20 protein-coding genes are annotated in these 17700 nt (G+C 64.5%); 10 read left to right on the top strand and 10 right to left on the bottom strand.

The window, feature by feature from the left end:
- Positions 1-16: 16 nt before the first annotated feature.
- Both HDC95_RS03770 and HDC95_RS03765 read left to right on the top strand, forming a co-directional pair.
- Positions 17-760, top strand: a complete 744-nt coding sequence (locus HDC95_RS03770; RefSeq protein ID WP_259061830.1) for a formylglycine-generating enzyme family protein — start codon at positions 17-19, stop codon at positions 758-760.
- A gap of 154 nt (positions 761-914) precedes the next feature.
- Positions 915-1178 carry a DUF6458 family protein gene (locus tag HDC95_RS03765; RefSeq protein WP_259061829.1) on the top strand — a complete coding sequence of 88 codons (264 nt, stop codon included), beginning with the start codon at positions 915-917 and terminating at the stop codon, positions 1176-1178.
- A gap of 114 nt (positions 1179-1292) precedes the next feature.
- Here HDC95_RS03765 and HDC95_RS03760 read toward each other — a convergent pair whose 3' ends face one another.
- Complete coding sequence (locus HDC95_RS03760; protein WP_259061828.1) at positions 1293-1712, bottom strand: GNAT family N-acetyltransferase; 420 nt, start codon at positions 1710-1712, stop codon at positions 1293-1295.
- Positions 1709-2959 (bottom strand): nitrate/nitrite transporter, encoded by a 1251-nt coding sequence (locus HDC95_RS03755; RefSeq protein ID WP_396652668.1) that lies wholly within the window; start codon positions 2957-2959, stop codon positions 1709-1711. Before HDC95_RS03755 ends, HDC95_RS03760 begins: the two co-directional genes overlap by 4 nt.
- Before the next feature lie 176 nt (positions 2960-3135).
- Between HDC95_RS03755 and HDC95_RS03750 the strand changes: the two genes are divergently transcribed.
- Both HDC95_RS03750 and HDC95_RS03745 read left to right on the top strand, forming a co-directional pair.
- A complete protein-coding gene (locus tag HDC95_RS03750; RefSeq protein ID WP_259061826.1) occupies positions 3136-3456 on the top strand; it encodes a hypothetical protein in 321 nt (106 codons plus the stop codon).
- Positions 3457-3494: 38 nt separating this feature from the next.
- The gene (locus HDC95_RS03745) at positions 3495-3860 is read left to right on the top strand and encodes a GNAT family protein (RefSeq protein ID WP_310503226.1); all 366 of its coding nucleotides are present in this window, start codon (positions 3495-3497) and stop codon (positions 3858-3860) included.
- Here HDC95_RS03745 and HDC95_RS03740 read toward each other — a convergent pair.
- Positions 3823-4170, bottom strand: a complete 348-nt coding sequence (locus HDC95_RS03740; RefSeq protein ID WP_259061824.1) for a VOC family protein — start codon at positions 4168-4170, stop codon at positions 3823-3825. The two genes, HDC95_RS03745 and HDC95_RS03740, sit on opposite strands and share 38 nt — an antisense overlap.
- Positions 4171-4815: 645 nt before the next feature.
- On the opposite strand from HDC95_RS03740, the gene HDC95_RS03735 reads away from it, so the two are divergent.
- Positions 4816-5235 (top strand): MarR family winged helix-turn-helix transcriptional regulator, encoded by a 420-nt coding sequence (locus HDC95_RS03735; protein WP_259061823.1) that lies wholly within the window; start codon positions 4816-4818, stop codon positions 5233-5235.
- Between the two features lie 37 nt (positions 5236-5272).
- Here the strand turns inward: HDC95_RS03735 and HDC95_RS03730 are convergent, their stop codons facing one another.
- The 3 genes from HDC95_RS03730 to HDC95_RS03720 are packed head-to-tail and all read right to left on the bottom strand — an operon-like array spanning position 5273 to position 8567.
- Positions 5273-7630: an excinuclease ABC subunit UvrA gene (locus HDC95_RS03730; protein ID WP_259061822.1), complete on the bottom strand. Its 2358-nt coding sequence runs from the start codon at positions 7628-7630 to the stop codon at positions 5273-5275.
- A gap of 44 nt (positions 7631-7674) precedes the next feature.
- Positions 7675-8085, bottom strand: a complete 411-nt coding sequence (locus HDC95_RS03725) for a VOC family protein (protein WP_259061821.1) — start codon at positions 8083-8085, stop codon at positions 7675-7677.
- A complete protein-coding gene (locus tag HDC95_RS03720; RefSeq protein WP_259062212.1) occupies positions 8082-8567 on the bottom strand; it encodes a helix-turn-helix transcriptional regulator in 486 nt (161 codons plus the stop codon). The genes HDC95_RS03725 and HDC95_RS03720 overlap by 4 nt, the downstream gene beginning before the upstream one ends.
- Positions 8568-8632: 65 nt before the next feature.
- On the opposite strand from HDC95_RS03720, the gene HDC95_RS03715 reads away from it, so the two are divergent.
- The gene (locus HDC95_RS03715) at positions 8633-9235 is read left to right on the top strand and encodes an HdeD family acid-resistance protein (RefSeq protein WP_259061820.1); all 603 of its coding nucleotides are present in this window, start codon (positions 8633-8635) and stop codon (positions 9233-9235) included.
- Positions 9236-9301: 66 nt separating this feature from the next.
- On the opposite strand, the gene HDC95_RS03710 is transcribed toward HDC95_RS03715, so the two are convergent.
- Positions 9302-10066, bottom strand: coding sequence for an SDR family oxidoreductase (locus HDC95_RS03710; protein ID WP_259061819.1), 765 nt, complete (start codon positions 10064-10066; stop codon positions 9302-9304).
- Between the two features lie 120 nt (positions 10067-10186).
- On the opposite strand from HDC95_RS03710, the gene HDC95_RS03705 reads away from it, so the two are divergent.
- The 4 genes from HDC95_RS03705 (at position 10187) to HDC95_RS03690 (ending at position 12889) form a co-directional block, all read left to right on the top strand.
- Positions 10187-10660 carry an NfeD family protein gene (locus tag HDC95_RS03705; RefSeq protein WP_259061818.1) on the top strand — a complete coding sequence of 158 codons (474 nt, stop codon included), beginning with the start codon at positions 10187-10189 and terminating at the stop codon, positions 10658-10660.
- Positions 10661-10668: 8 nt separating this feature from the next.
- Positions 10669-11601: an SPFH domain-containing protein gene (locus HDC95_RS03700; protein ID WP_259061817.1), complete on the top strand. Its 933-nt coding sequence runs from the start codon at positions 10669-10671 to the stop codon at positions 11599-11601.
- On the top strand, positions 11598-12392 hold the full coding sequence (locus HDC95_RS03695; RefSeq protein WP_259061816.1) for a glycerophosphodiester phosphodiesterase family protein: 795 nt from the start codon (positions 11598-11600) through the stop codon (positions 12390-12392). Before HDC95_RS03700 ends, HDC95_RS03695 begins: the two co-directional genes overlap by 4 nt.
- Before the next feature lie 113 nt (positions 12393-12505).
- Complete coding sequence (locus HDC95_RS03690) at positions 12506-12889, top strand: RNA polymerase-binding protein RbpA (protein WP_259061815.1); 384 nt, start codon at positions 12506-12508, stop codon at positions 12887-12889.
- Here the strand turns inward: HDC95_RS03690 and lnt are convergent.
- Genes lnt through tatC form a run of 3 tightly spaced genes read right to left on the bottom strand, consistent with a single transcriptional unit; the run spans position 12886 to position 17683 of the window.
- Positions 12886-14439 carry an apolipoprotein N-acyltransferase gene (gene lnt / locus HDC95_RS03685; RefSeq protein ID WP_259061814.1) on the bottom strand — a complete coding sequence of 518 codons (1554 nt, stop codon included), beginning with the start codon at positions 14437-14439 and terminating at the stop codon, positions 12886-12888. The genes HDC95_RS03690 and lnt overlap by 4 nt on opposite strands.
- 11 nt (positions 14440-14450) lie before the next feature.
- The gene (locus HDC95_RS03680; protein ID WP_259061812.1) at positions 14451-16925 is read right to left on the bottom strand and encodes an RNA helicase; all 2475 of its coding nucleotides are present in this window, start codon (positions 16923-16925) and stop codon (positions 14451-14453) included.
- On the bottom strand, positions 16922-17683 hold the full coding sequence (gene tatC / locus HDC95_RS03675) for a twin-arginine translocase subunit TatC (RefSeq protein ID WP_259062211.1): 762 nt from the start codon (positions 17681-17683) through the stop codon (positions 16922-16924). The genes HDC95_RS03680 and tatC overlap by 4 nt, the downstream gene beginning before the upstream one ends.
- Positions 17684-17700: the final 17 nt, after the last annotated feature.

The raw sequence follows: 17700 nt of genomic DNA, 5'->3' as shown, positions 1-17700 counted from the left end.
AGAAGGGCATCGCCGCATGAGCGACATCGAGATGGCTCACTTGCCTGCGGGAGAGGTCACGCTGCACGACGCACGGCGTGATCTTCACCGCACGGTGTCGCTCGAGTCCTTCGAGATCGGTGTGTTCGCGGTCACTGAGGAGCAGCTGGCCGAGATCCTCGGAATCGCGTCGCGTCATCCTCGTCGCCCTGCGGCGGATCTGAGCTGGTTGCGCGCGTTGCGCTTCTGCAATGCGGCATCCGAATGGGAAGGGCTTGACCCCGCCTATTCGTTCGACGGCGAGGACATCACGTGGCACGTCGACAGCGACGGTTACCGGCTGCCCACCGAGGCGGAGTGGGAGTACGCCTGCCGCGCGGGCTCGACGGCTCCGCATTACGGTCTGCTCACCGACGTGGCGTGGACGACAGCTGACGCGGTGGCCGCGCCGCAGGATGTGGGCGGCAAGATGCCCAATCTCCACGGCCTGTTCGACACCCTGGGGAACGTGTGGGAGTGGTGCTGGGACTTGCTCGATCCGGCCCGCTACGACGACTATCGCGTGTTCCGCGGTGGCGGATACGCGGACGACGCATGGAGTGTGCGTGCCTCGGTCAGACGCGGGGGAGCGCCGCGTATGCATCACGAAGACGTCGGGATGCGACTGGCACGGGGCGGATTCGACGAGAGGGATGCTGCACAGGGGTGGTCAGCGGCGGTCGACCGAGAGCGGGCAGCGTCAGACGACGCGCTGCCGTTCGGATGGACTCCGCTCCGGTGAACAGTCGGAGTCGACCTGCAGTGCCGCCTCGACGATTGGGCGCGGTGTCAACCCCCTTCGCCATCTCCTCGCTGCCTGGCATGGTCGTAACACCGAACGAGCGTTCGGCTCGTCATCGGGGTGTCGACGGTCGGCACCGGGAAGGAATGCGCACATGAGTATCGGCACTGGAGTCGTCCTCTTCGTGATCGGCGCGATTCTCACATTCGCGGTGAACGTCGAAGTGGAATGGGTGAATCTCGATCTGGTCGGTTACATCCTGATGGGAGCCGGCGTCGTCGTGTTCCTGATCGGGCTGGTGCTGCTGGCCCGGCGCCGTCGAGAGGACACCGTCACACATACGACGGTCGACCCGACAGTGGGAGAGCGCACCACCCGCCAGTCGTCGTCGTCCAACGACGCAGCATCAGACATCTGAAGGATCCACACGTCTGAAGGATCCACACGTCTGAAGGATCCACACGTCTGAAGGATCCACACGTCTGAAGGATCCACACGTCTGAAGGATCCACACGTCTGAACGGCTTCGCCGTCAGGACATCGCCCGAATCATGTAACGGTTCGGGTCGTCCGAGACGGCGAAGCCGTGCTGTGCGTACAACCCGTGAGCATCGGCCGTGGCGAGCAGCATTCGGCGCAGGCCCATCGGTTCAAGGTCCGCGATGACCCCCTGAACGAGGAGTTTGCCGATGCCGTTGCCGCGCGCTTCTGAGGCGACGAAGACGTCGCACAGCCAGGCGAATGTCACGCCGTCGGTGACGACCCGTGCATAGGCGGCCTGCTCGCCTGTGCGTGCGTCCCACACTCCGTAGTTGCGAGAGGCATCGATCGCGGCATCCTGTACTGCGCGGGTGCGCCCCTTCGCCCAGTACGACTCTTCGCTGAGCCACTGGTGCACGCGTGCGCGGTCTATGCGCTCGTCACTCTGCGCGAAGCTGAAGCGGTCGGTCATCTTCTCGCCTTTCGGTCCGGGTCGAGACCTATTCGAATACGGGTGCGTTTGCGCTCGATGAGGATGAACGCGGCGCCCACCAGCCAGATCGGTACCTGCGCCAGAAACGCGATGCGGAACGCGTCCAGCGAGTAGGTGTCAGGCGTGCCGGCGCCCTGCAGATCGAGCGCGAGGCCGATGAGGAAGATCGCGATCAGTGCGGAGATGAACCCACCGCCGTTCGTGAGGCCTGTGGCCGTGCTGAGCCGGTGCGCAGGATTGTGCGTCCTGGCATGGTCGAACGCGATCATCGATGCGGGACCACCGGTGGCGAGTGCGACTGCGAGGACGTAGAGAAGCCAGAGAGGCGCCGGTCCAGGCACGAGAAGCACGACGAGCCACACGATCATCTGGATCGCGATGGCAGGGAGCACCAGCGCGATGGATCGTTGATTCGGCATGCGTCCGGACAGGTTTCCGATGATCGGACCGAGAATCATGCCAGAAACGACATATACCGAGATGATGGTGGCCGCCTGCGCTGTGGTGACGCCCTCGCCCGCAGTGAGGAACGGCATGCCCCAGAGCAGAACGAACGCCGTGCCCGCGAATGGCGTGGTGAAGTGCGACCAGAAGGCCAACCTCGTACCAGGATGCGCCCACGCCGCGCGGATGCCCACACCGGTATCGATGGCGGATGTCACGACGCGTATGACACCGGTGTCGGTGTTGACGGTGATGTCGGTGTGGAGCTCTGGCGGGCGGTTGCGGATCACGACCCATACGAGGATGGCGAAGAGGATGGCGAGACCGGCGATGCTGCCGAAGGTGACCGACCAGGTGGTCGCGTGCAGGAGTGCGGCGAGCGGGATCAGAGCGATGAGCTGCCCCGATTGTCCGATGACGCCCGTGAACTGCACCATGACCGGACCTCGCTGAGCCGGAAACCAGATCGCAATGAGGCGCAGCACAGCGGGGAACACGGCGGCGTCGCCTGCGCCCAGGAGGATACGCGCGACGATGGCGATGCCGATGCTGGGTGAGATCGCGATCGTGAGCTGTCCGAATGCCATCAGGATCATGCCGATCGTGATGATCGGTCGCGCGCCGTACTTGTCGAGCAGCACACCGATCGGAATCTGCATGCCGCCGTAGACGGCGAGCTGCACGACAGCGAAAAGCGAGAGCGTCGACGCATCCGCCTGGAACCGCTCCGCCGCATCCACGCCGACGGCGCCGAGCGATGTGCGGTTGGTGATCGCGAGCATGTACGCCGCGACGCCGACCGACCAGATCAGCCACGCTCTCCACCCGATCGTTGAAACAGGGGAGGCGGGGGTCGTGCTCACGCGTTTCAGCTTACTCGCGGGCTTCTGCGACGATTCTCGCTTCGAGCGATGCACCGCCTGGATGGTCGTCACCGCGTGGCATGGTGAAATGGAACATGGCCGAATCTCCCTCCATCGCGATCGTCATCGAGGACCGTCCGCGGCTCGCTCCGCCGCTGCTGAAAGAGCTCTACGGCATCACAGGACGCTCGTCGGTGGAGCTGAGCTCGGCGATCCTTGCGGGTCGCGACGTGTACGCCGCCGAGCTGTTCGGAAACGACCACGTGCAGGTTGCGCCACGGTTGGAGAAGACGGCGGCATTCTGCGAACGGCACGGGCTCGTGTTCCACATCGAGGAGACCTACGGCGGCGAGACCTCGCGGATCGATCTGGCGACCATGCGCAGCATCCTGGACGCAGCGGATGAACACCGCTGACCTCGACGTGCCCACGCCGTCAGCGATGTCGGGACGTCGTGCCATCATCAGTGCATGAGCGACATCCACCTGCGCCGGTGGTCCGAGAACGACGCCGGGCTGCTTCATCGTGGGAACACTCCCGAGATGACGCTGCATATCAAGAAGTGTTCGAGGCGGGCTGGTTCATCGTCCCCGAAGCGCAGGGGAGGGGAGCGGGTTCGGCAGCATTGACGCTTCTCATCGACGACGCCCGAGCGCATGCTGATGGTCGACGCTTGCTCACTGCGTTTCCCGACGAGAACAATGCGCCGTCGAACGCGTTATGCCGCAATACCGGCTTCACGCTGACCGGGCAACGTGCCGATGTATTCCGCGCGGCGACACTCATGATGAATGAGTGGGTGTTCGACCTCCAGAGCTGATCGCGGCGATCCCGTCCACGGTCTTCAGACCGGGGAAGTCGTAATCATGGGAGACGACACCTTGCGTGCGCAGCGCAGTCGCATCGCGGTCGAGATCGTCTGTCACGAGGGTGAACGCGGTGTTCTGTGCGGTGCCGGCGAAGTCGGTCTGGTACACGAGCACCGTTGTGCCGCCGACGTCGTAGAACAGGTTGCCTGAATCGGTGTCGGCGTAGACCCGGTCGCGACCCAGAACGTCGTGCCACCAGCGCTTCGCGCGGTCGAGATCCGCCGCCGGCAACACGGCCGTCGCCATGAGGTGCTCGAACATGATGATCCCCAGTCCGGGAGCGTTGTCATTCGCGTGCCGGCCCAGCGCAACGCCACGGCGATTCGGGCGCTCGGATGTGGCTCCCAGCGAATTTAATCAGGAACGAGCGGCTGCGGGGAGAGGGAGCTCAGGGATCCTGGTGTGAGAGCATTCGGCTTCCAGGTGGATGGTGACGAGGTGACCCAGGACGTGGGGAACCGTGGCGACCGGTGGCTTTCCCACCAGCTGACATAATGTGCATTATCAGCTATAGCCGGAGCGTGCACTCGAAGAGAAGCCACGCTTGCCAATGCGGGCCACAACGTCGCGAACGGCTCTGCGCGAATGTACCGTTGACGCGCGATCCGCATTCGTGAGCCGACGATCGATCTCGGAGTTGACATGCGCCGCCATACGGCGAGATTCATGGAGTTCATATTCAGCGTCGCTGCTCAGCTCGATCTTCCGAGCTGACGCCAGAACGTGTTGACTGTCGATCAACAACTTCGCTACACGCGGCATGCGCTTCAGCGGCGGCCGCGAGCGTCTCGGCGAGGATCAGGCGCCATGTACCTCCTGAGACAGAGGCGATAGCATCATGGCTTCGCGTATCGTTGGTGCCGCCAACGTACCATATCGTTGGGGAAACCAACAGATTGATCGGATATGAGCTTGCTACACGATCTGCCGACCTGGCTGCTGGCCCAGGCAAGCCTTCGGGCCCACGACATCCTCTTGGCCAGGCTCTCGGAGGTCGGGGCGCGCGGATACGACTACCGCATCCTTGAAGTCCTCTCGGCAGCCACTCCCCTGTCTCAGGTCGCCATCGGATCACTCGCGCGAATGGATCGACGCGACGTCTCCGTCATACTGGCGGCACTCGCTGAGGACGGATTGATCGAGCGACGACCGGATCCTGATGACGCTCGTCGCAACGTCGTGGAGATCACCGACTCAGGGCGCGCTCGGCACCAGGATCTCTTGGCGGTCATGACCGCCATCCAGGAGGAAGTTCTTGCTCCGCTCGATGAACAGAGCCGAACGGCGTTCATCGACGCCCTGCGACTGCTGCAGCCGAGCAGATGAGCGCAGGACAGACGCATCCCGCTACATCCGACTGCGTTCACGCTCCGACGTACTGAGCGAGGTGTTCCCCCGTCAGCGTCGACTTCGCGGCGACGAGGTCAGCCGGCGCACCCTCGAACACCACGCGTCCGCCGTCGTGTCCGGCGCCCGGGCCGATGTCGATGATCCAATCGGCGTGGGCCATGACGGCCTGATGATGCTCGATCACGATGACCGTCTTTCCGGCATCCACGAGTCGGTCCAGGAGGCCGAGGATCTTGTCGACGTCAGCGAGATGCAGACCGGTGGTGGGCTCGTCGAGCACGTACACATCGCCGTTCTCCCCCATCTGGATCGCCAGTTTCACGCGCTGACGTTCACCACCCGACAGCGTCGAGAGCGGCTGGCCGAGCGACAGGTACCCGAGTCCGACATCTTCCAGTCGCCCGAGGATCGCGACCACCGCAGGGATCTTCGCTTCGCCGTCTGAGAAGAACTGTCGCGCCTCGCTGACCGGCAGATCCAGCACCTCAGTGATGTCCTTGCCTGCGAGCTTGTACTCCAGAACTCCGGCCTGGAAGCGCTTGCCTCCGCAGTCCTCGCACGGGGTCTCGATCGTGTCCATGAACCCCAGTTGGGTAACGATGACGCCGGATCCCTTGCACGACGGGCAGGCGCCCTCGGAGTTCGCGCTGAACAGCGCAGGCTTCACTCCGTTGGCCTTCGCGAAGGCCTTCCGGATCGGCTCGAGCATGCCGGTATACGTTGCCGGGTTGCTGCGCCTTGAGCCTTTGATCGTGCTCTGATCGATCGCCACCACGCCCTCACGGCCCGTCACCGAACCATGGATCAGCGAGCTCTTTCCCGAACCCGCGACACCCGTGACCACTGTCAGAACTCCGGTCGGGATGTCGACATCGACGTCCTGCAGGTTGTTCTCGTCGGCGCCGCGTACTTCGATCGCGCCGGTCTTCTCTCGAACCGACTCCTTCAGCGACGCTCTGTCATCGAGGTGAGTGCCGGTGAGCGTGCCGCTCGCACGTAATCCGTCGAGCGCGCCCTCGAAGCAGATCTCTCCGCCCGCTGAACCCGCACCGGGACCGAGGTCGACGACGTGGTCGGCGATAGCGATCGTCTCCGGCTTGTGCTCCACGACGAGCACCGTGTTGCCCTTGTCCCGCAGCTGCAACAGCAGAGTGTTCATGCGCTGGATGTCGTGCGGATGAAGCCCGATGGTCGGTTCGTCGAACACGTACGTGACATCCGTGAGGGATGACCCGAGATGGCGCAGCATCTTGATCCGCTGCGCCTCTCCCCCGGACAGCGTGCCGGAAGGACGATCAAGACTCAGATATCCGAGTCCGAGAGTGACGAACGCCCCCAGATTCGCGCTGAGTGCTGTCAGCAGCGGGCCGGCCTCGGGCATGTCCAGTCCGCGAACCCACGAGTCGAGATCAGTCACCTGCATCCGGCATGCATCCGCGATGCTGACTCCGGCGATCTTCGAGGACCGTGCACCTTCGGTGAGCCGCGTACCGTCGCACTCCGGGCAGGTCGCAAAGGTCGCGACCCGCTCGACGAACGCGCGGATGTGCGGCTGCAACGCATCGAGATCCTTCGACAGCATCGACTTGGTGATCTTCGGGATGAGCCCTTCATAGGTCATGTTGATGCCCGAGATCTTCACCTTGGTGATCTCGCCATAGAGGAAGAGATGCCGCTGCTTCTCCGTGAAGTCCGCGATCGGCCTGTCGGCCGGATAGAAGCCGGACTGTGAGAACCCCTTCACCATCCAGCCATCCGCTGTGTAGCCAGGGACCATGATCGCGCCCTCGTCCAGCGACTTCGACTCGTCCACGATCTGCGCGAGGTCGAGGTCGGAGACCGCTCCCCTGCCCTCGCACCTCGGGCACATGCCGCCGAGATAGATGGCATCCTTGACGATCTTCTTCTCACCCCCGGGTCCGGTCATCACGCCGCTGGCCTTCTGGGTGGGAATGTTGAACGAGAACGCCGTCGGCCCGCCGATGTAGGGCTGACCCAACTTGCTGAACAGGATGCGGAGCATGGCGTTCGCATCTGTGACCGTGCCGACAGTCGATCGCGGATTCGCGCCGAGTCGCTCCTGATCCACGATGATCGAGGTCGTGAGCCCTTCGAGCACGTCGACGTCCGGGCGTGGAACCGATGGCATGAACCCCTGCACGAACGCGCTGTAGGTCTCATCGATCATGCGCCTCGACTCGGCAGCGATCGTGTCGAACACGAGCGAGCTCTTGCCGGAACCGGACACCCCGGTGAACACTGTGAGACGTCGTTTCGGGATCTCGACGCTGACCTCTTTGAGATTGTTCTCCCGCGCGCCCTGCACACGGATCAGGTCATGGGAATCGGCGGAATGCAAAAGGTCGGCCATCGTCTTCTTTCTGCGGGTGATCGGGGGCGTCGAGGCGAGTGGTGTCAGGCGACCTGGTTGATACGGAGCAGGTTGCCGGAAGGGTCGCGCACGGCGCAGTCGCGCTCACCGTACGGCTGGTCCATCGGCTCCTGCACGATATCGGCACCGCCGGCGACGAGCTGGTCGAACAGCGCGTCGAGGTCGTCGCTCGCGAGAGTGAGCGCTCCGTAGCTGCCTTTCGCGATGAGCTCGAGGATCGTGCGCCGTTCGTCGTCGCTGATCCCCGGGTCGGTTGCCGGCGGATGCAGGACGATGGATGTCTGCGGTTGCTCGACAGGTCCGACGGTCAGCCAGCGCATACCGTCGTAGCCGACGTCCTTGCGCAACTCGAATCCGAGGGTGTCACGGTAGAACCCGAGTGCCGCCTCGGCGTCAGTGTGCGGCAGGAAGGCGTAGTGGATGGTGATGTTCATGATGCCCAGGTTAGATTGGCACCGGTGCGCGGCGCTTCTTGATTCCTGATCGGTCTCGTGACGTGTTTGATCTGGAAGTTCGGGATGCCGGACACATCAGCGGCACGCTCGCGATACACGCTCGGCGGCACTCCGACGAGTTCAGTGAATCGCGTGCTGAATGTGCCGAGTGAAGAGGAGCCGACCTCGAAGCAGACATCCGTCACGCTGAGATCGCCCCGCCTCAACAGAGCCATCGCGCGCTCGACTCTTCGCGTCATGAGGTACGAGTACGGTGATTCTCCGTACGTGGCCTTGAACTGTCTGCTCAGATGCCCCGGAGACATGTGCACTCCGCGCGCCAATGCCTCGACGTCGAGTGGCCTCGCATACTCGCGATCGATGCGATCGCGCACACGTCGCATGACTGCCAGCTCTCGCAGTCGCTGCTGGTCGACGTTCTGTGTCAGCACATTTCTGATACTCCCACGGACCGACGACATTTCGAACGGAGTGCGCGATACGCTGAGCGCATCCTTCACAGGACCTTCTCAGAAAGGCTGTACACATGTCTGAAACGCTCGCCGAGGCGAAGTCGTTCTTCAAGTCGATTCGCATCACACTCGCAATATCCGGCGCCATCGCGCTGATCGCCGGAATCGTTCTCCTTGTCTGGCCGTTGAAGACGGCCGTTCTCGTGACCGGCATCATCGCGGCATACCTAATCCTCGCCGGCATCGTCTACGTCGGCCTCGGCATCTTCTCCGGCAAGAAGGGCGGTTGGGCGCGAGTCGGTCACATCGTGCTCGGTGTGCTTTACATCGCCGCCGGTGTCATCGCCTTCACGAATCTCGCTGCCGTCACGGTCACGCTGGCGTTCATCACCGTCATCTTCATCGGCGTCAGCTGGATCGTCGACGGTGTCGTCTCGCTCACGTTGCTCAACAAGGACGGTTCGAGAGTGTGGACGATCATCTACGCGATCCTCAGCATCGTCGCGGGCATCATCGTGATCTTCTCGCCCTTGCTCGCAGCGGTCGCGCTCTGGTGGATCCTGGGGATCACGCTCGTCGTCCTCGGCATCATCCAGATCGTCCGTGCCATCACGCTCGGACGCGAGGAGAAGGCTGCAACGGCCGCGTTCTCCGAGAGCACGATCACGGCCGAATAAGGTCCGGAAACGAGAACGGCCCCGACTGCTTCAGCGCAGGACGGGGCCGTTCACACATTGTGGATGCTATTCGCCGCCGAAGCCGCTGGTGTCGCCGACGAGGCGTGTGTTGTCCGCAGGCACCGGCTCGACAGCCGCCAGGGCCACCTCAGCGGCGAACTCCGAGACGTTGTAGAGCTTGCCCGCCGATCCACGGCGCTCGGCGATCGCACCCGGATTCGCACGCTCGAGAAGCGTCGCTGTGATGGTGCCTTCGATCATGTCTCCGGAGACGACCGTGAAGCCGATCCCCTTCTCTTCGAGCGTCGGGATCAATCCTCGGAGTGCGTCCTCGCCTGCGCGCTTCGAGCGTGCGACAGGCTCGTACTCGGGCATGGTGGGCGTGGTACGGATGAAGTGGGCCTGGTGGCTGGTCACGAAAACGACGCGCGAGCCCTCACCGAGCAGCGGCAGAGCGGCGTTCAGCACGCTCAGCTGCGCATCGCGGTTGAGGGTCAGCGCGTAATCCTCCGCCATCCCGGACTCCATGCCGCCGGATGCATTCAGGACGAGCACGTCGAGCCGGCCGTACTCCGCGCGCACCTTCTCGAACATGTCGGCGACCGATGCCGGATCCGTGAGGTCTGCTCCTGCGACGAGCGCGCGGCCCCCGAGCTCACGCAACTGCGTGGCGAGCTTCTCGGCACGCGGGGCCTTGTTGCGGAAGTTGATCACGACGTCCGCGCCGGCTTCGGCGAAGTACCGGACGGTGTCCGCCCCGATCCCCCGCGACGAGCCGGTGACGAGTGCGACCTTTCCGGCGAGAGAACCTGCGGGCAGAACGTCGGACACGGTGACTCCTAGTGGTGCGGGGAACGCCACGAGCAGCGCGGCATATTCACCTTACCAATGCGGATTCGATGCCCGGATCGCATCGCGCCACCGTGGTAGGTTGACGGCAAAGGAGGGCCCATGAACGACGTATCCGTCTTCTTCGAGCTGGTCACCGAATGGGCGTGGATCGGCTGGCTCGTGCTGATCGCCGTATTCCTCGTGATCGAGATGCTGACCCTTGACTTCACGTTCCTCATGCTGGCCCTCGGCAGCGCGGTCGGTCTCCTCACCGGAGTGTTCGGCCTGCCTGTCTGGGCACAGCTCATCGTCGCCGCCGCAGCGGCTGCGCTGTTCATCCTCGTCATCCGTCCGCCCCTGCTCAGACGCCTTCACCGCAGTGAGGATCCGACGAAATCCAACGTCGACGCTCTCATCGGCCTCCGCGGCACGGCACTTGCCGACATCACACGGATTTCCGGTCAGGTCAAAGTCAGCAACGGCGACACCTGGACGGCTCGGACCGAGGCGGCAATCCCCATTCCTCAGGGCGCCTCGGTAGCGATCACTACGATCAACGGCGCCACTGCAATCGTCCGTCCCGTCAACGACTAGGAGAAATCGTGAACGATTCCTCGTTCATCCCCACTGCGATCGGTTGGATCCTCGCGATCGCCGTCATCATCTTCGTGGTGGTCACGGTAGCGCGCTCGATCCGGATCATCCCGCAGGCCACAGCCGGTGTGGTCGAGCGTCTCGGCCGCTACCACAAGACGCTCATGCCCGGCCTCAACATCCTGGTGCCGTTCATCGACCGGCTCCGTCCTCTGATCGACATGCGGGAGCAGGTCGTGTCGTTCCCGCCGCAGCCGGTGATCACCGAGGACAACCTCGTGGTCTCGATCGACACGGTCGTCTACTTCCAGGTCACAGACGCCCGCGCCGCGACCTATGAGATCGCGAACTACCTCGGCGCCGTCGAGCAGCTCACCACCACCACGCTGCGTAACGTCGTCGGTGGGCTCAACCTCGAAGAGGCGCTCACCAGCCGCGACAACATCAACGGGCAGCTGCGTGTCGTGCTTGACGAAGCAACCGGAAAGTGGGGCATCCGCGTCGGACGCGTCGAGCTGAAGGCCATCGACCCGCCCCTGTCGATCCAGGACTCGATGGAGAAGCAGATGCGCGCCGAGCGCGACCGCCGCGCCGCGATCCTGACCGCGGAGGGCACCAAACAGTCCGCGATCCTCGAAGCAGAGGGTGCTCGCCAGGCCGAGATCCTTCGCGCTGAAGGCGACAAGCAGGCCGCCGTTCTGCGCGCACAGGGTGAGGCCGAGGCGATCCAGAACGTCTTCGCATCCATCCACCAGGGCGCACCGGATGACAAACTGCTCGCCTACCAGTACCTGCAGATGCTCCCGAAAATCGCAGACAGCGAGTCCAGCAAGCTCTGGATCATCCCGAGCGAGCTCACCGAAGCGCTCAAGGGCATCGGCACTGCATTCACGCCGCGCCCCGGCACCGGCCAGCCGCCCGCGGGCACGCCCGGCGCGTGACGCACCCGTACTTCCTCAAGTCACGGCATCCTCGAGTCCTCGCCCATCGTGGTCTTCCGACCGCACCGGGCGAGGACTCGTCGTCGAATGCCGTGCTGCCAGGAGCCGTGTGGGAGAACACCGCCGCGGCATTCGCCGCCGCTCACGCCGCCGGCGCGGAATACATCGAGACGGATTGCCGGGTCACGGCAGACGGCGACGTGGTGCTCTTCCACGATGAGACATTGACACGGCTGCTGTCGGATGACCGCACGGTCGGCGAAGTCGGCACACGCGAGCTCGCAGGCCTCCTCGCACCGCACGGTGGCCTGCTCACCGTCGGCGAGATGCTCGAGATATTCCCAGAGACGCGTTTCAACATCGATGTGAAAACGGATGCCGCGACCACTCCCCTTGGCAGGATCATCGCGCCGCACGCACATCGAGTTCTTCTGACGAGCTTTTCCGATGCCCGTCGCCGACGCACCGTCGATGCCGTGCTGGCCGCCGGAGCGGCGATGCGTCCGGCGACCTCCGCGGGCAGATCGAGCATGATGCGGGTGCGACTGCTGAGTGCGCTGCGTCTCCCCTGCGCACGCGCACTACGAGATATCGATGCCCTTCAGATCCCCGAGCGATACGGCCCGGTTCGCGTGCTCACGCCCTCTCTCCTGCGCGCGGCGCACCGCCACGGCGTCGAGGTGCATGTGTGGACCGTCAATGCCTCAGACGACATGCGCCGGCTGATCGCGCTGGGTGTCGACGGTGTCGTCACCGATCGCGCCGATACGGCCCTGAACACGCTCTTCTGACCCGATTGCACGACGGACTGGGATTCGGCTGTGAATAGCGCCGAGAATCCGCCTGCGTTGAGCGTGCGCACAGGCTGAACCGCTATACCTGACAGCGACGAGAGGACCACAAAATGGCAGATCGCAGCCTGCGCGGCATCCGACTCGGCGCCCAGAGCCTACAGAGCGAAGAGGGCGTCGTTTTCATGGAACGCCGCGAGACCACCTACAAGTGCGACACGTGTGATCACGTGACCACGCTGATGTTCTCGGCCGACGCCGAGCCGCCGCAGACCTGGGAATGCCGCTCCTGCGGTGCCGAGGCCGTGCTTCGGGTCGATGGGCAGACCATCACGCCCGACGCCACCGACGAGAAGGTCGCACGTACCCACTGGGACATGCTGCTCGAGCGCCGCTCACGCGCCGAGCTGGAAGAGCTCCTCGAGGAGCGCCTCGCATTCATCCGTGCCCGCCGTGGTGCCGGTGAAGACCCGACCCGCGAGAAGATCGGCGCCTAGAGCCGACGACGGGCGCGCCACCACCCGAACAACAGTGCGCCCAGTCCGCCCCACAGCAGCAGCTGCTGCACCCAGGGGCCCAGGACGACACCAGCTGTGAGGCCGGTGCGCAACTCCACATCCTCGAGAAGCGCACCGGCCTCGTCCGCGTCCAGCGCGGCCATCGTCGTGCCATCAGGACGGATCATCTGGCTCGTTCCAACGGTTGAGATGTTGACGACACTGCGCCCGGTCTCGATTGCGCGCATGCGGGCGAACGCGAGCTGCTGCAGGTTCTCATCCGTCCCTCGGAAGTCTGCGTTGTTCGTCTGGAAGACCAGCACCTGCGCGCCGCCTCTGACGGCTTCGGTGCTGACTTCGTCATAGATGACATCGAAGCAGATCGCGAGGCCAACAGCGATGCCGTCGACGTCGATCAGCGGGGGGTTCGTGCCGTGCGTGTACTCGCGCCCGATCAGTCCGATGAGGTCGGGCACTATCGCGTTGTAGAAATCGCGGTCGGGAACGTACTCGCCGAACGGTACGGGGAATCGCTTGTCATGAGTCTGCTCGGCCACGCCGTCCTGGGTCCACAGCATCGACGTGTTGAAGAACTCGTAGCCTCGCCCTGTCGCAGCATTGGCGAGCAGCGGTGCGCCGACGCGCGTGGTGACCATCGTCATCCGACGCGCGAGCGCAGCGTCCTGGAACGGGTCGTAGTCCAGTCCGCCCTCCGGCCACACCAGCAGATCCATGCCCTCACCGAACAGAGGCTCGGTCGCATCTGTCTGCGCCTGGACGATCGAGTACGGCTCCCGCTCGTCGAAATATCCGCTGGGCCCGTTGCCCTGCACTGCACCGATCCGCATGGTGCCGACCGCGGTGGTCGGGAACGCCGGCGTCACGAGAAGCACGAGCACGATGCCCGACGGCGCGAGGAGCGCGACCGGGAGACGCCAGAGCCGTATGCGTACCGATTCGACCAGCATGGCCACCGCGAACACGATCAGGAAGCTCAGCCCGCTCACTCCCACCCATGACGACAGCGCGCCCGGCGGACTCTCCGACTGCGTCATGCCGATGCGCGCCCACGGAAAGCCCGTGTACGGCCAGGAGCCCAGGAAGAGTTCTCGCCCCACCCACAGCGCTCCGATGACCGCAGGAAGGCCCACAAGGCGTCCTACGGGCCCCGGAAGAGCGCCGGGCAGCCATCGGTAGCTCAGCGCGATGGGGATCACTGCGATGGCCGTCAGGGCCGCTTCCAGCGACGCCAGTGCGGCCCACGGAACGACGCCGAGATAGCGCGAGGTCCAAGATACCAGCAGGAAGAAGAACACCGCGCCGTAGACCGCTCCGACCAGCAGCGCTCCGCCGGCACGCCTGCCGATCAGGGCGAGCAGAAGCAGCGCCACGGCGACGAACGCCAGCGGCCAGATGTTCGCCTGCGGATAGGACAGATCCATGAGGAACCCGGAGACTGCCGCCACCACCACCGCTGCCCACAGCGGAAGCAGCGGGCGCTGCAGAACAGGTCGAGACCGACGCGGGCGCTCGGGGGCGAGCTCTGTCATCAGCTGCATTCTCACATCGACGAGTAGGAGACGATGCCGCGCCGCACACCGTCCAGCGCCTGCCGCGCCGTACGCGCGACTCCCGCGTCCTCTGCCACGATCGACAACTGGTCGAGCAGATCGATCGTCTGCTTCGCCCAACGAACGAAGTCGCCGGCAGCCATGTCGGCATCCACGAGAACCCGATCGAGCTGCGCGCCGCGTGCCCAGGCGTGCATCGCACCGGCAAGTCCGGCTGCGAGCGGCTCAGAGCCCGGCAGCTGATGATCCTGCTCGAGGTCATCGAGCTCTGACCACAGCGTCGTCGTCTTCTCGTATGCGCTGCGGAAGGCGCCGCGTGGCAGTCCGCGCTCCCCCGAGTTCGCCTCATCTCTACGCGGCTCGTACACCAGGCAGCATGCCATCGCCGCGAGCGACGGCGCATCCAGAGCTTTCCAGAGTCCCTGGCGCAGCGACTCTGCCACCAGCAGGTCACGCTCGCCATAGATACGGCGCATGGTTCGCCCGGCTTCGGTGAGGGCGGTGTCGTCAGCGGTGCCCGAGACGTAGTCCAGCGTTGCCAGCACCTCGACCACTCGGTCGAAGACCCGTGCGACCGTTCCCGTGCGCGTCTGGATCTGCGCGCGGGTGCGGTCGGTCTGGCGCTTGAGCTTCCAATAGCGCTCCGCCCAACGAGCATGCGCCTCGCGATCCGGGCAGCCGTGACAGCCGCGTCGCTGCATCTTCGTGCGCAGCGACTGGATGCGCTTCATGCGCTTGTCTCGTGCTGACCGCGGCGCATGCGAGTCCTGACGGTTCTTCTTCTCCAGGTCGCTGAGTTCGCGCCGGATCCCCGCGTAATCGAGGAAATCTCCGTGCTCGCACTGCATTGCCGAGACGTATCCTGCAAGGGATTCCTCCGCCTCGCGCACTTGGCGTGCGAGGCCGACAACGGCCCGGTCGGCCTGGAACTGGGCGAACGACGACTCGAGGATCTGGCGTGCACGGGGCCGGCCGAACATGTCGATCAGGTTGACCGCCATGTTGTAGGTGGGCCGGAAGCTCGAGTTCAGGGGGTAGGTGCGCCGAGATGCGAGAGCAGCGACCGCCTGCGGATCCATGCCCTCGGTCCACTGCACCACGGCATGTCCCTCGACGTCGATCCCACGACGACCGGCACGACCGGTGAGCTGGGTGTACTCCCCCGAGGTGATGGCGACGCGCGCTTCGCCGTTGAACTTCTCCATCTTCTCCAGCACCACCGTGCGGGCCGGCATATTGATGCCGAGCGCGAGAGTCTCGGTGGCGAAGACGACCTTGACGAGCTTTCGGCGAAAGAGCTCTTCGACGACCTCCTTGAAGGCAGGCAGGAGACCGGCGTGATGCGAGGCGATCCCCCGCTCGAGGTTCTCCACCCATTCGAAGTAGCCGAGCACTCCGAGATCCTCATCCTGCAGAGATCGCGTGCGCTCCTCGACGAGTTCCCGGATCTCGGCCCGTTCTTCCGCCGTCGTCAGCCGGAGGCCGGAACGGCGAACCTGCTGGACGGCCGCGTCGCAGCCGACCCTGCTGAAGATGAAGAAGATCGCTGGGAGCAGGTTCGTGCGCTCCAGCAGCTGGATGACCTCAGGCCGGTCCATCCGCTCGATCCGCTGCGAGTTCGCCGCGCGCACCGGACGGCGTCCACCTCGCTGCGGCCTGGGACTCTGACGCCCTGCGTGCTTGCCGCTGATGTACGACTGCGCTCGTTTGTTGCTGTCATAGCGCGACCCGGTGAACGAGCGGATGCGCATGAGCTCCTGGTTCACCGTCGCCGTGGCGACCCCTGCGCGATCATCGAACAGCGGGAGCAGGTCGTCTCGCACCAGCACGTGCTGTTCGAGCGGAACCGGCCGGATCTCGGAGACGATCACCTCGGTGTCGCCGCGCACCGTGTCGAGCCAGTCTCCGAACTCTTCCGCGTTGGAGACCGTCGCGCTGAGCGAGACCAGTCGCACCTGCGACGGGAGGTGGATGATGACCTCTTCCCAGACCGCACCGCGGAAACGGTCGGCCAGGTAGTGCACCTCGTCCATGATGACGTAGCGCAGATCGGCCAGCGCGGCGGAATCCGCGTAGATCATGTTCCGCAGCACCTCGGTCGTCATCACGACGATCCTGGCGTTGCCGTTGATGTTCGTGTCACCGGTGAGCAGTCCGACCTGATCTGCCCCGTACACGTCGACGAGCTCACGGAACTTCTGGTTCGACAGTGCTTTCATAGGCGTGGTGTAGAACGCCTTGTCCTTCGGAGTCTGCATCGCGAGATGGATCGCGAACTCTCCGACGATCGTCTTCCCCGCGCCGGTGGGCGCCGCGACCAGCACGCTGTGGCCGCGCTCGAGAGCGTGACACCCTTCGATCTGGAAGGGGTCGAGATCGAAACTCTGTCGCGCAGCGAATGCCGCTGTCTGCGGGTGAGATGCCGCGTCGCGGGCGGCAGCGTATCGCTCGGCGGGCGAGGTCATACCTCGACGTCCGGAAGCAGTCCTTCAGCCTTTGCACGCTTGGTCTTGCGACGGTCGAACAGCACGGACAGACCTGCGGCGGCGAAGAACAGCACGACGAGGATGCCGGCGAGCATCAGCATGCTGACGACGTCAGCCGCCGGCGTGGCCAGAGCGGCGAACACCGTCGCGATGAGGATGGCGACGCGCCATCCCTTGAGGATCGCACGCCCCGACATGACGCCGGCCACGTTCAACGCGACCAGGAACACCGGCAGGACGAACGAGACTCCGACCACGAGCATCAGCTTGAGGCTGAAGTCATAGAACTGCTTCGCCTCGAAGAGGTTGTTCGCACCTTCCGGGGTGAACGTGGCCATCAGCTCGATCACATGCGGCACGACGAGCGCTCCGACGTAGCAGCCGCCGAAGAAGAGCGGAACCGCGGCCGCCACGAAGGCGACCGTGTATCTGATCTCCTTGCGAGTGAGACCAGGCATGATGAATGCCCAGATCTGCCACAACCACACCGGCGCCGCGATGAAGATCCCGAGCGAGAACGCGATACGCATGCGGAGATCGAATGGCGAGGTCACGGAGGAGAACGTCAGACCCACGAGGTCGTCGCCGCGAGCCTCTGCGATCTTCCGCACCGGTTCTGTGATGAAGGCGATCACAGGGTCGGAGATGACGAACCCCAAGATCATGGCGACGAGAAGCGCCGCCGCAGAGATCATCAGCCGTCGACGCAACTCCACGAGGTGGCCGCCGAGCGACATACGGCGTTCATTGCGTG

The organism is Microbacterium sp. AK031 (genome assembly GCF_024807145.1).
Taxonomy (GTDB): domain Bacteria; phylum Actinomycetota; class Actinomycetes; order Actinomycetales; family Microbacteriaceae; genus Microbacterium.
Note: the sequence above shows the minus strand (reverse complement) of the source record. Positions and strands in the feature narration are given on the sequence as shown.

Coding starts and splice junctions, on each gene's coding strand:
- tatC (WP_259062211.1), bottom strand. CDS start 17,683: ATGTCGCTCGGCGGCCACCTCGTGGAGTTGCGTCGACGGCTGATGATC.
- HDC95_RS03680 (WP_259061812.1), bottom strand. CDS start 16,925: ATGACCTCGCCCGCCGAGCGATACGCTGCCGCCCGCGACGCGGCATCT.
- HDC95_RS03765 (WP_259061829.1), top strand. CDS start 915: ATGAGTATCGGCACTGGAGTCGTCCTCTTCGTGATCGGCGCGATTCTC.
- HDC95_RS03750 (WP_259061826.1), top strand. CDS start 3,136: ATGGCCGAATCTCCCTCCATCGCGATCGTCATCGAGGACCGTCCGCGG.
- HDC95_RS03730 (WP_259061822.1), bottom strand. CDS start 7,630: ATGGCCGACCTTTTGCATTCCGCCGATTCCCATGACCTGATCCGTGTG.
- HDC95_RS03755 (WP_396652668.1), bottom strand. CDS start 2,959: ATGCTCGCGATCACCAACCGCACATCGCTCGGCGCCGTCGGCGTGGAT.
- HDC95_RS03735 (WP_259061823.1), top strand. CDS start 4,816: ATGAGCTTGCTACACGATCTGCCGACCTGGCTGCTGGCCCAGGCAAGC.
- lnt (WP_259061814.1), bottom strand. CDS start 14,439: ATGACAGAGCTCGCCCCCGAGCGCCCGCGTCGGTCTCGACCTGTTCTG.
- HDC95_RS03715 (WP_259061820.1), top strand. CDS start 8,633: ATGTCTGAAACGCTCGCCGAGGCGAAGTCGTTCTTCAAGTCGATTCGC.
- HDC95_RS03690 (WP_259061815.1), top strand. CDS start 12,506: ATGGCAGATCGCAGCCTGCGCGGCATCCGACTCGGCGCCCAGAGCCTA.
- HDC95_RS03770 (WP_259061830.1), top strand. CDS start 17: ATGAGCGACATCGAGATGGCTCACTTGCCTGCGGGAGAGGTCACGCTG.
- HDC95_RS03705 (WP_259061818.1), top strand. CDS start 10,187: ATGAACGACGTATCCGTCTTCTTCGAGCTGGTCACCGAATGGGCGTGG.
- HDC95_RS03720 (WP_259062212.1), bottom strand. CDS start 8,567: ATGTCGTCGGTCCGTGGGAGTATCAGAAATGTGCTGACACAGAACGTC.
- HDC95_RS03760 (WP_259061828.1), bottom strand. CDS start 1,712: ATGACCGACCGCTTCAGCTTCGCGCAGAGTGACGAGCGCATAGACCGC.
- HDC95_RS03725 (WP_259061821.1), bottom strand. CDS start 8,085: ATGAACATCACCATCCACTACGCCTTCCTGCCGCACACTGACGCCGAG.
- HDC95_RS03740 (WP_259061824.1), bottom strand. CDS start 4,170: ATGTTCGAGCACCTCATGGCGACGGCCGTGTTGCCGGCGGCGGATCTC.